Annotated in this window: 8 protein-coding genes and 1 pseudogene; 5 read left to right on the top strand and 4 right to left on the bottom strand. The window is 65.4% G+C overall.

Translation table 11 applies throughout. The features are described 5' to 3' along the window. Positions 1-185 precede the first annotated feature (185 nt). Complete coding sequence (locus tag ACXJL8_RS19645; RefSeq protein ID WP_456620593.1) at positions 186-1070, bottom strand: dihydrodipicolinate synthase family protein; 885 nt, start codon at positions 1068-1070, stop codon at positions 186-188. Between the two features lie 178 nt (positions 1071-1248). Between ACXJL8_RS19645 and ACXJL8_RS19640 the strand changes: the two genes are divergently transcribed. Together ACXJL8_RS19640 and ACXJL8_RS19635 are read left to right on the top strand one after the other, a co-directional pair. Next, the gene (locus ACXJL8_RS19640; protein WP_456685432.1) at positions 1249-2661 is read left to right on the top strand and encodes an FAD-binding oxidoreductase; all 1413 of its coding nucleotides are present in this window, start codon (positions 1249-1251) and stop codon (positions 2659-2661) included. 26 nt (positions 2662-2687) lie between these two features. Beyond that, the gene (locus ACXJL8_RS19635) at positions 2688-3368 is read left to right on the top strand and encodes a GntR family transcriptional regulator (protein ID WP_456620595.1); all 681 of its coding nucleotides are present in this window, start codon (positions 2688-2690) and stop codon (positions 3366-3368) included. A gap of 6 nt (positions 3369-3374) precedes the next feature. Here the strand turns inward: ACXJL8_RS19635 and ACXJL8_RS19630 are convergent, their stop codons facing one another. Further along, entirely contained in the window at positions 3375-3512 is a 138-nt protein-coding gene (locus ACXJL8_RS19630) for a hypothetical protein (protein ID WP_456685431.1), read from the bottom strand. 248 nt (positions 3513-3760) lie between these two features. On the opposite strand from ACXJL8_RS19630, the gene ACXJL8_RS19625 reads away from it, so the two are divergent. Beyond that, positions 3761-5782 (top strand): YgiQ family radical SAM protein, encoded by a 2022-nt coding sequence (locus tag ACXJL8_RS19625; protein WP_456620597.1) that lies wholly within the window; start codon positions 3761-3763, stop codon positions 5780-5782. A 149-nt stretch (positions 5783-5931) separates the two neighbouring features. Here the strand turns inward: ACXJL8_RS19625 and ACXJL8_RS19620 are convergent, their stop codons facing one another. Beyond that, positions 5932-6747: an outer membrane protein gene (locus tag ACXJL8_RS19620; RefSeq protein WP_456620598.1), complete on the bottom strand. Its 816-nt coding sequence runs from the start codon at positions 6745-6747 to the stop codon at positions 5932-5934. Between the two features lie 43 nt (positions 6748-6790). Then, positions 6791-9922, bottom strand: a complete 3132-nt coding sequence (locus ACXJL8_RS19615) for an autotransporter outer membrane beta-barrel domain-containing protein (RefSeq protein ID WP_456685430.1) — start codon at positions 9920-9922, stop codon at positions 6791-6793. A gap of 417 nt (positions 9923-10339) precedes the next feature. On the opposite strand from ACXJL8_RS19615, the gene ACXJL8_RS19610 reads away from it, so the two are divergent. Together ACXJL8_RS19610 and ACXJL8_RS19605 are read left to right on the top strand one after the other, a co-directional pair. Next, positions 10340-11413 (top strand): AraC family transcriptional regulator, encoded by a 1074-nt coding sequence (locus ACXJL8_RS19610; protein ID WP_456620600.1) that lies wholly within the window; start codon positions 10340-10342, stop codon positions 11411-11413. A gap of 148 nt (positions 11414-11561) precedes the next feature. Further along, positions 11562-12067, top strand: a pseudogene (locus ACXJL8_RS19605) (hypothetical protein); the annotation flags it as partial.

Raw genomic sequence — 12067 nt, 5'->3', positions numbered from 1 at the left:
ACATTGAGGTGCGCGCGTGTAACAGTCGCCGCGAGTGAAGAGAACCGTAGCAGGACTTGAATCGCTCTAGTGTTGAATCGTTCTAGGCGCAGATCAGCGCCGAACGGCAATCGACGATTGATGTCGCAGGGACCGCGACACGCTGCACGCGAATTTGCGGCATCGTGTCACGGCATTGTGCGATCTCAGGCGATGGCGGGCGTCACCAACTCGTCGAGCTTCCGCTTGAGCGCGGTGCCGTCAGACAAGGCACGCAGCGGCGGACGCACACGCAACCAGCTGGCATCGCCGGTCTGCGCCGCGAGAATGGCCTTCAGCGTCGCGAGGAAAGATGGCGTCTTCACCACGATGTCGACCGCGGCCTGCATCCGCGCTTCGACATCCTTGCCGTCGATCATCGCCTTGACCAGCTCCGGCGCGATATTGGCCATGCCGCAGATGGTGCCGGCGCCGCCGGCGGCGATCGCGCGGGCGATGTCGGCCTCGTTGCCGACGGTGATGGCGAGTTCGGGGCTCGCTGCGCGGAACGCCTGGAACTGCTTGAAGTCGCCGCTGGAGTCCTTCAACCCCGCGACCAGCTTACCGTAACGCTTGCGCAGGCTCGCGGCGACGGTCGTCGGAATCGCGACGCCCGAAATCTGCGGGATGTGATAGAGCGAGGCGCGCAGGCGATCGTCGGCGACGCCATCGATGATGGCGGCGAAGGCATCCTCGATGCCCTCGGGCGTGACGTTACGATCGAAGTAGGGCGGCAAGTACAGCACGTGGCGCAGGCCGAGGCCGAGCACCGCACGCGTCAGTGCGATGCTGTCGCTGATGGCGGGAAAGCCGCCGCCGATTCCGATGCGCTCCGCGGCGATTCCGGCCTTGAGCATCGCCTCGATCGTCGCGACACGCTCGGCGACATTGAAGGAAGTGCCCTCGCCGGTGGTGCCGAACAGCACGACGCCATCGACGCCTTTGTTGAAGAGCTGCTTGGTATGGGCGGCGAGCTTGGCGGAATCCACACTGCCGTCCGGTGTCAGYGGCGTCGCCGACGCCACCCAGAACCCGCGAATTGCCTCCGTCATGACACCACCCATTGTTGCGGCTTCGGACTAAGCCTCTGATCGATAACGATCTTCGGAGGCCGCCGGAGCCTTGTTTTTGCTTTACTTTCCATCTTGTACCTTACATACAAGAAGGACGCAATTCCCTCGGCGTAACCGGCGCGCGACTGGGCGCGACCCGATCCTGATGAGGTCTCGCATGGACATGGTGACCCCCGTCGAACGTTCCGACCACTGGCTTGGCGCTTTGCGCGGAAAGCTCGGCGCGGCCGCCGTGCTGACCGGCACCGATGTGCCTGCGCGCAATGGCAACGACTGGAGCGCGAGCCTGCCGCAAACGCCGCTGGCGGTGATCCGCCCGCTCGATGCGCAAGGCGTTGCCGACGCCATCATCGCCTGCCGAGAGGCGCGGCTGCCGTTCGTGCCGCAGGGCGGATTGACCGGGCTCTGCCGCGGCGCTTCGCCCGAGCCGGGGTGGGTCGCGATCTCGCTCGAGCGCATGACCGGCATCGAGGRGATCGACCGCGCGTCCGCGACGATGACGGTGAAGGCCGGCACGCCGCTGGAGACGATTCAGAAAGCCGCTGACGAAGCAGGCTTCTTCTTTCCGCTCGATCTCGGCTCGCGCGGCTCCTGCGCCATCGGCGGCAACCTCTCCACCAATGCCGGCGGCAACCGCGTGATCCGCTACGGCATGACGCGCGAACTGGTGCTCGGCCTCGAAGTGGTGCTGCCCGACGGAACCATCATCACCAGCCTCAACAAGCTGATGAAGAACAATGCCGGCTATGACCTGAAGCATCTCTTCATCGGCTCGGAAGGCACGCTTGGCATCATCACCCGCGTGGTGCTGCGGCTGTTTCCAAAGCCGCGCTCGACCATGGCTGCGCTGTGCGCGCTGAAGGACTATGCCGCGGTGATCGCGCTGCTCGACGCCGCGCGCTCTGGACTTGGCCCGCTGCTGTCGGCGTTCGAGGTGATGTGGCCGGACTATTGGGACGTGATCACGGCGCGCGCCGGCGTGAAGCCGCCGGTTGCCGCAGGCCACGGCCTCTACGTGCTGGTGGAGGCACAGGGCACCGACGAGAACCTGGATGCACCGCGCTTCCAGAGCTGGCTTGAGGAGCTGATGGAGCGCGGACTGCTGGTGGACGCCGCGGTGGCGCAATCGCTGGCGCAGACGCAGGCGTTCTGGCGGGTGCGCGACATCTGCGCCGAATTCGGCCAGGTGCTGGGGCCGCACATCTCCTACGACATCGGCCTTGCGGTGGCGCGGATGGACGAGTTCGTCACGCGCTGCAAGGCCGCGCTCGCCGCCGGCATCAAGGGATGCGAGAGCGTCTATTACGGCCATATCGGCGACGGCAATCTGCATCTGGTCTCCTGGGTCACGGGCCTGACCGTCGAGCACCAGCCCAAGGAGGAGATGGATGCGATCATCTACGGCCTGGTGCGCGAGATGGGCGGCAGCGTCTCCGCCGAGCACGGCATCGGCACGCTGAAGAAGAAGTGGCTGGGGCATGCCCGCAGCGAGGCCGAGATCGCGCTGATGCGGACGCTGAAGGCCGCGCTCGACCCCGATCACCTGCTCAATCCCGGCAAGGTGATCTGAACGGCCGCAATGCGACGAGAGAGCCGATGCGATCCTTGAAGCTCGATACGCCGAAATCGCTGTCGCAGCGGGTGATGCAGCGGCTGCGGCAGGCCATCATCGACGGCGAGTTCGCGCTAGGGGCAGCGATCTCCGAGGAGATGGTGGCGAATTCCTTCGGCGTCAGCCGCACGCCGGTGCGCGAGGCGATGGGGCAATTGCAGGCGCAGGGGCTGGTGGTGATCAGACCCCAGGTCGGCAGCTTCGTGTTCACGCCGAGCGCCGAGGACATCAATGCGCTCTGCGCTTTCAGGATCGCACTCGAACCCAAGGCCGCCGAGCTCGCGTTCCGTCACGACCGCGACGGTGCGGTCGCGACGATGAGCGGCGCGATCGCGGCGATGGAGCCGGCAGTCGCGGCCAGGGACAACATCGCCTATGGCCGCGCCGACGCCGCCTTTCACGAAGCGCTGTTCACGCACTGCGGCAACCGCTATCTCGTCGAATCCTACCAGCTCGCATCTAGCCGCGTCGCGGCGTTGCGCACCAACCTCACCTCGCCGATCGACGTGCGCACCCGCACCTCGTTCGACGAGCATCGCAAGCTGCTTGATCTGTTCGGTCGCGGCGAGTTTGCGGCGTTCGCGGAGCTGATGACGACGCATATCACCAATTCAGGCGTGGTCTATGCCAAAGCCTTGAAGGTGGACGCACTGAAGGCGGGGTGAGCGCTTCTACCGCGCGTCTTTCGGTCCCGGCCTGTCCAGGAAATCCAACGCGGTGTTGATCTGCTCGAGCTGGTGCTCGATCCTGTCGCGGTCCTCGACGGCTTGCGCCTTGTCGAGCTCCTCCACGAGCTTCTGCTTTCGCAACAACAAGTTCTCAATGACCGTGCTCACAGCTCCCCCATCGCCAGAGGCGACATCACGAACGCCGAGATGATAGAGGCGCGCGCCGAGCCCGCGCCAAACCCTCGATCAAAATGTTCATGGGCGCGGTTGGTTCCTATGGCCGAGCCCCGATCTGCGCCGCCGTCGGGATGCCCCCGCGGCGATCACCGCGTCGTGACGGCCCGCCATCTGGTTGTATTTGCAGGCCCCAAGGCCTATGCGTATGCGCCATGGACACCCAAATCGTTACCGCCGAAAAGCCCCTGATGGCCCTGGCGCGGCCCCACAAGCCCGCGCCGTTCCTGCCGATGAGCCGCGCCGAGATGAATGCGCTCGGCTGGGACGCCTGCGACATCGTGCTGGTGACGGGCGATGCCTATGTCGACCATCCGAGTTTTGGCATGGCGATCATCGGCCGGCTGCTGGAGGCGCAAGGCTTCCGGGTCGGCATCATCGCGCAGCCGGACTGGCATTCGGCCGAGCCGTTCAAGGCGCTCGGCAAGCCAAAGGTGTTCTTTGGCGTCACCGGCGGCAACATGGACTCCATGGTGAACCGTTACACCGCGGACCGCCGCCTGCGCCATGACGACGCCTATACGGCGGGCGGCGAAGGCGGCAAGCGGCCGGACCGCTGCACCATCGTCTACGCCCAGCGCTGCCGCGAGGCGTTCAAGGACGTGCCGGTCGTGCTCGGCGGCATCGAGGCGTCGCTGCGCCGGATCGCGCATTACGACTATTGGTCCGACAAGGTGCGCCGCTCGGTGCTGGCCGACGCCAAGGCGGATCTCTTGCTCTACGGCAATGCCGAGCGCGCCGTCGTCGAGGTAGCCAACCGTCTTGCGGCCGGCGAAGCGCCGCGCGAGCTCAACGACATCCGCGGCGTCGCGCTGTTCCGCCGCGTGCCCGAAGACTATTCCGAACTGCACGCCGACGATCTCGATTCCGCCGACGAGGGCGCAACGCGCCAGAAGGGCGCCACCGTGATCCGCCTGCCGGCGCTCGAGCAGGTCGAGCAGGACCGCGAGGCCTATGCGCGCGCCTCGCGCGTGCTGCACCGGGAGAGCAATCCCGGCAATGCGCGGCCGCTGGTGCAGCGTCACGGCGACCGCGACCTCTGGCTCAACCCGCCGCCGATCCCGCTGACCAGCGACGAGATGGACGCGGTCTACGACCTGCCCTATGCGCGGGCCCCGCATCCGTCCTACGGCGAGGCCAAGATTCCCGCCTGGGACATGATCAAGTTCTCGGTGACGATCATGCGCGGCTGCTTCGGCGGCTGCACCTTCTGCTCGATCACCGAGCACGAAGGCCGCATCATCCAGAACCGCTCGGAAGGCTCGATCCTGCGCGAGATCGAGAAGATCCGCGACAAGACGCCGGGCTTCACCGGCGTGATCTCCGACATCGGCGGCCCCACCGCCAACATGTACCGGATGGCGTGCAAGGATCCGAAGGTCGAGGCGGCGTGCCGGCGGCCGTCCTGCGTCTTCCCGGAAATCTGCCCGAACCTCAACACCTCGCATGACGATCTGATCCGGCTCTATCGCAAGGTGCGCGAGACCAAGGGCATCAAGAAGGTGATGGTCGCCTCCGGCGTGCGCTACGACCTCGCGGTCGAGAGTCCCGAATACATCAAGGAGCTCGTCACCCATCACGTCGGCGGTTATCTGAAGATCGCGCCGGAGCATACCGAGCGCGGCCCGCTCGACAAGATGATGAAGCCGGGCATCGGCGCCTACGACAAGTTCAAGCGGATGTTCGACGCCGCGGCCGAGCAGGCCGGCAAGAAATACTATCTGATCCCGTACTTCATCGCGGCGCATCCGGGCACGACCGACGAAGACATGATGAACCTCGCGCTCTGGCTCAAGAAGAACCGCTACCGCGCGGATCAAGTGCAGACCTTCCTGCCCTCGCCGATGGCGACCGCGACCGCGATGTACCACACCGGCGTCAACCCGCTGCGCGGCGTGCGGCGCGGCGGCAGCGACAAGGTCGAGGCGATCAAGGGGCTTCGTCAACGAAGGCTGCACAAGGCGTTCCTGCGCTATCACGACCCCGACAACTGGCCGGTGCTGCGCGAGGCGCTGAAGGCGATGGGCCGCGCCGATCTGATCGGCTCCCGTCCCGACCAGTTAGTCCCAGCGCACCAGCCGCCCGGCACCGGCAAGGCCGCCGGCACGCGGCGCCCGGTGCGCCCCGGCGACAAGACGCAGCGCTTCACGACCAAGGGCCTGCGGGTGATGAAGTAGCGGCAATTGGAATGCGATCAGGTTTCGGCCTGACGCTTGCGTGCCCCCAAAACAAAAATCTCGAAAACAACCCCATGCACAGTAGCCGGCGCTAGCGGGATCAATGGCTTAGGCGGGTTGTGAATCCGCCGCCTTTTGGCTTCCGGCGCTCAGTACTTGGCGACCACTGGTCCGGGCGTGAACTGGTAATTGAAGCCGGCACGCAGGACATGATCGTGGAACTTGACCGTAGTCTCGTTGGCAGTCCCGCCGAAATAGGTGGCCGACCCCAGATCGAGATAGAGGTATTCGAGTTTTGCTGACCAGTTGCGGTTGAATTTCTTTTCGATGCCGGCCCCTGCGGTCCAGCCCCAGCGAGTCTGGCTCTCTGAGACCGCCGCACCGACAACCGTAACCGGCGCCCCGGCCGGCGCGTTGTTGCCATCGAACAGTTGCCCGGTCAGCGTCGCCTGAGTTCCGAACTGGACCTCTCCGACCGCCAGCCCCCCGGTCGCATAGAGCAGCAGGCTGGGATCGGCCAATAGTCCGGCGCGACCGCGGAAGGTTGCAAACCACGGAAAATCAGTGCTGCTGTTGGCAGTGCCGGTAATGCCAACCGAACCGATCCTGACCGCCGGCAGCGTGTCAATCGAACGGCCGCGCTCGCCGGTGCCTTGAATATCGGCCTCGACACCCAGGACCCATTTCGGATCGACCTGCCAGTTGTAGCCGATCTGACCGCCGCCAAGCCCCCCATCAACGGTCTGTCCGATGCTCACAGCAAGCGGTGTGGTCGGCACGACCGTGGCGTTGGAGCGGCCCCAGCTATAGCCGCCGTTCAACCCCGCATAAAACCCCGTCCAATTGTAGCCGGGATCGACCATCGGCGGCGCCTTGACGTAGGACCTCGGCGCCAGGTCAGCAGCCATCGCGCCCGTTGCAAGCAGCGGCAACGCCGCCGCCATTCCAATCACAATCCGATTCATCAAAAACTCCTCAACACGAACGCCTGAAAGCCGTTGGTGCACGTCACCACTGATATCTGGCGATGCCCTTGCCGGCGTAGCTGCGGGTGACGTTCGAGAACTCACCCTCGAAAGTGCCGGACAGCGAGAAGCCGTTCAGCCATTTCACCTCCGCCGCGCCCGTGACCAGCGCGGCATCGTGCGCTGAGGCTGCGCCGTTCACCACGAAGCTCGCGCCCGGCAGGGTCTGGAAGGTGGCGGAGATCGCGCGATCCGGATTGAAATCGTGCGCCCACGCCGCACGGCTGCGCAGCGTGAGGATCGCGGTCTCGAGCGCATAGGAGCGGTCGGTGCGCAGGCCGAGCTCGCCGCGTGCAGCGGTGACGTCCCTGCCCGCATAATTCAGCGCAAAGGTGTTGGCGCCGGAGACCGCCTGCTCGCCATAACCCGGCAGGTACAAACTGGTGAACTGCGCCGCCGCGTACGGCGTGATCCCCATCCAGGGCGTGGCATAGCGATAACCGCCTTCGAGGCGTCCCGACAGCGCGTTGGCCTTGAACCGGGCACGCAGATGATCTGCACCCGCGATGGTCACCGTGCGATCCGTCGTCACGTCCTGCCAGCCATAGGCGAGCGCACCGGCCACGTAGGCATTGCCCATGGTGTGGCGCGCATACACACCGGCCTGGAACAGGTCGGAGCTGCCGCTGCCGAGCCCGTTGGCAGCGCCAAAACTGGTGCCGCCGCCGCCGAGCGCGAAACCGAGCAGCGTGTTCGGCGACAACAGGTAATCGGCGCCCGCGGCAACGCCGGCGATGCGGCTGGTCGCGGTGTTCGAGCCGACCACCGCATTGCCGTCGGTGGTCTGCGAGCCGCCATAGCCGGCCGCCCACACGCTCCAGCGCTGCGTGAACGAGTCCCCGGCACCACGCGCCTGCCGGCCGATCGCCGCATAGGCGTCGCGACCCGCGTTCGCACGCGCGGCTGCGCCGTCGTCGGCATATCGCGAGGCTCCGCCCGCCGGCGCGGGCGTATCGTTGCGGTTGCCGAAGAACGGATCGAGCAGCGTGTTGAGGAACTGGCCCATGGCATTGAAGGTGCCTTGCTGGGCGCCGGTGGCGACTTCGCCGGAGGCCTGCGTCAGCCCGTTGAGGAGGTTTTGGCCCGTCGCGTTGAACAGCTTATTGAAGCCGGTCGTCATCGAGCCACCCGCGAGCAGCCCGTTGTCGATTGCAGCGGCGACATTCCTCTGGTTGATGTTGGCGAAGCCGGGCAGCGACGGCGACAGCAATCCGGGATCGAGTGTCAGCAGCTCGTTGTTGCCCGACTGGGTCACCCGCGCGTTGCGGGCGTAGGCCGGGTTGCTTATCGAGATCGACCCGAACGTCCCGGTCGTGTTCGACGAGCTGACGATGACGTAGGTCGTGGTCGTCGCGACGCGGCCGGTCATGTTCACCACAAGGCTGCCGGCGAGCTGCGCCGCGCCGGTCACCACGGTCTTGCTGGCGGATGTCCCGGAGACCTGGACCAGGTAGGTCGCGGCCGCGGTCAGCACCAGATTGCCCGCAATGGTGAGCGTGCCAATCGAGCTCGGGTTGCCCGGCGCCAGCGTGCCGCCGTAGATCGTGGTGTCGCCGATGGTGCCGATGCCACCCAGCGTGCCGCCGGCATACACCTTGGTGGCGGAGTTGGCGATCGAACCGCTCACCGACAGCGTGCCACCGTCAACGAAGGTCGGCCCGGTATAGGTGCTGGTCCCGGTCAGGATCGTGGTGCCCGACAACTGGTTAACGACGCCGCTGTTGCCGGGTCCACCGTCAATAATGTCCGACGCGAAAACATAGCCCGTCGAGGTGTGGTTGAAACTGATCGCGCCGGTGCCGGCGCCGAACTGGATCGTGGCCGCCGTCAATGTGCCCGGCGTCGCCGCCGCCGAACCCGGTGCCGCGCCGATATTGAGCGCGCCGGTCGAGCCGACCTGATTGGCGATCAAGAGCGCACCATTGGCGGACACGTTGCCGCCATTGGAGATGGTCAACGAGCCGTTACCTCCGTCACCGATCCTGATCATCGACGCATTGGTCCAGGACGAACCCGCGCCGTCGACGGTGACGCTGCCGTTCGAGCCGACGTTGGCTCCGATCACCGCCCCGATGTTGACCACGCTGCCGCCATGCGTGACCGCGACCGAGCCGGTGGTGTTTTGGCCGACATCGAGGGTACCGACTGCCCATGACGACCCGGCGCCGTCGATCACGGCCGACCCGCCGCTCCCGCCGGGACTCACGCCAATCACGGCACCCCCTGTCGAAGCCTGGCCGCCGTTGGAGACCACCAGCGTTCCCGTGCCGGCGCCCCCGAGCGCGAGGGCATTGGCGGTGATCCAGGCGGAGCCTGCGCCATCGACGAACACTGAACCGGTCGCGCCCGCCGAGGTGCCGACAGCCGCGTTGCCGCTGGCGACCATGCCGCCATTGGTGATGGTGAGCGTGCCGGTGCCGGCCGCGCCGACAGTCAGGACGGCGTTCGAGTTCAGGCCCAGGCCCGAGCCTGCCCCATCGACCGTGACACTGCCGGTTGCGCCGGCAATGCCGCCGAGATTGATAGGCCCCGTGCTCGTCACGATGCCGCCATGCGTGATCGCGACCGTGCCAGTGCCGAAATAGCCGATATCCAGGGCGGTGTTGGACCAGCTCGAACCGGCTCCGCTGACGGTGACGGCACCGGTAGCCCCCGCGAAGCTGCCGACGATGCCGCCAAGGTTGCTGACCGCACCGCCATTGCTGATCGTGAGCGTGCCGGATCCCGCCGAGCCGACCACCAGTCCGGCGGCGCCGGTCCAGTTCGAGCCGGCTCCGTCGACGGAGGCCGTGCCGATGCTGTTGGCAGAGAATCCGAGATAGCCGAAGCCGCTGATGGCGAGGCCGCCGCCGTTCGTGATCGCAAGATTGCCGTTGCCGGCGTTGCCGACGATCATTTGCTGGCCGGTCGCCGCTCCGCCGTTGATGACGGTCGCATGCGGCGACGTCGTGTCGATCGTCACGTTGTCGGCCGCGTTCGGCACGGCGGACGGATTATTCCAGTTGCCCGCAGCGAACCAGTTGCTCGACACGGTGCCGAGCCACTGCGGCGTGGCCGCGTAGGCCGGCGACAGTGYCACACCGGTCAACGCGGTCGAACCGATCAGTAACGCCATCAATGCGGCCGCTCGTGACACAAAGCTGCTCCGAGCAACAGCCCGGTTCATGCCTGCGTCGGGGTTGAATGAAAGATTTGGACCCTTCGGCATGCATGACCTCGTACAAATCGAATATTGATCCCGGTGCACGCACCGGTCAGACGACTCGTCCCGGCCACACGGCGGGACTGAATCGCGCTGAAACTGTTGCTGGCATCAATGAGGTACGCGGAGTTCGCTGTCTTGGAACGGAACGCCAATCGCTTCACCTTCAGCGCTCTGCGGTCGTGGCGGCGGCTCCGTGATGCAGAACGGCCAYGGCACAAAGCGCTCCGGAAAATGGCTTCCAACGCAACCGCAGACTGAATTCGTCCGCGTGGCTCGCCGCCCGATGGCGGCGCGATCAACGTGCGGGAGACATCGATTTCGCCACGATTGGACTCCAGCGCCAATCGTTTAGATTGGCGCGATTTCCGCTGGCGCTGGCCTTTCGCTTCGGCAATCCCCGGGTATGGTGCGCTGTCGCAGGCGAAGGGAGTCATGATGAATCAGGCGGGCGCGCCGAATTTCTTTGTCAACCGCTACACGGGCCCGCCGCGTGGACGCGATTACGAGAGATGGCGCGAGGAAATGTACCGGTGCACGCTCCGGGTCGACGTCCAGCCCGGCGCTGGCGACAGCATCGACTGCAAATTGCAGGTCAGCCTGCTGGGTGGCATCCTGTTGGGTGCCTCCAACGGAACGTCGGCTGAATTCTCGCGCACCCCCGACACACTGAAGGATGGCTACGACGGCCTGTGCCTCGTCATCGCCACATCCGGCCGCGTGCTCATATCGCACGAGGAGCATTCGATCGAACTGTCGGAATCGCAAATGTGTCTCGGCGACATGAGCGTGCTCTGTGGCACGCGCATGAGCAGCGATTGCGAGGTCAAGACCATACGCATCCCGCGCTCCCAGCTGCTGACGATCTGCCCAAAGGCCGAGGACCGGCTCGCACTCCTTCTTGGCGGTCAAGATCCCCTGAGAGAAGCGATTGCACGCTACCACGCGCTTGCCGCCAGTGTTGGCCCGCACACAGACGTGATCGGCCAGCACCTGATGGCGCAACACATGGTCGATCTCATCGCCCTGTTGCTGGGGTCGGACGCCGACCGAACGGAACTGGCGAGCTACAGGGGGCATTCTGCCGCGCGGCTCGACCTCATGCGCGCCGACGTCATCGCCAATCTCGGTCGAGGTGATCTGACGATCTATTCGGTCGCCCAGAAGGCCGGCGTCAGCCCGCGCAACGCCCAACGGATTTTCGAGCAGACCGGAACCACGTTCACCGAATTCCTCCTTGAACAGCGCCTGCTGCTGGTGCGCAAGCTGCTGCTCGATCCCCTCAACCGATGGCGCAAGGTCTCCGACCTCGCCCACTCGGCGGGCTTCCCCGACGTGTCCTATTTCAACCGCGTGTTTCGACGGCGGTTCGGCGTCACACCATCCGACATGCGCGCCGCTTGAGGGCGAGACGCGTGAGAAGATGTCTCACAGAGTTCGCTGTCTTGGAACGGAAACGCCATTCGCTTCACTTCCAGGGCCCTGAGAACGTAGCGGCGCAATCGGAGACACCGGTTTCGTCACGATTGGACTCCCGCGCCAATCGTGTAGATTGGCGCGATATTCGCCGGCCCCGCCTTTCGCTCAGGAAATCCCGGAACAGGGTGGGCTGTCGCAAGCGAAGGGAGACATGATGCAACAAGCGGGCGCGCCGAATTTCTTTGTCAACCGTTACACGGGCCCGCCCCATGGACGCGATTACGAGAGATGGCGCGAGGAATTGTGCCGGTGCTCCTTCCGGGTCGACATCCAGCCGGGCGCCGGCGATACCATCGACTGCAAATTGCAGGTCAGCCTGCTGGGTGGCATCATGATGGCTGTCGCAAGCGGATCATCGGCTGAAATCTCGCGCACGCGCGAAACCCTGCAGGACGGTTACGACGGCCTGTCCCTCGTCATCGCCACGTCCGGCCGCATACTCCTACGACATGAGGAACAGTCGATCGAGCTGTCGGAATCGCAAATGGGTCTCGGAGACATGAGCGTGCTCTGTGGCACGCGCATGAGCGGCGATCGCGAGGCCAAGGCCATACGCATTCCGCGATCGCTGCTCCTGAC

This window comes from Bradyrhizobium sp. P5_C11_2, assembly GCF_054049755.1.
This window is presented reverse-complemented; position numbering and strand designations above follow the sequence as displayed.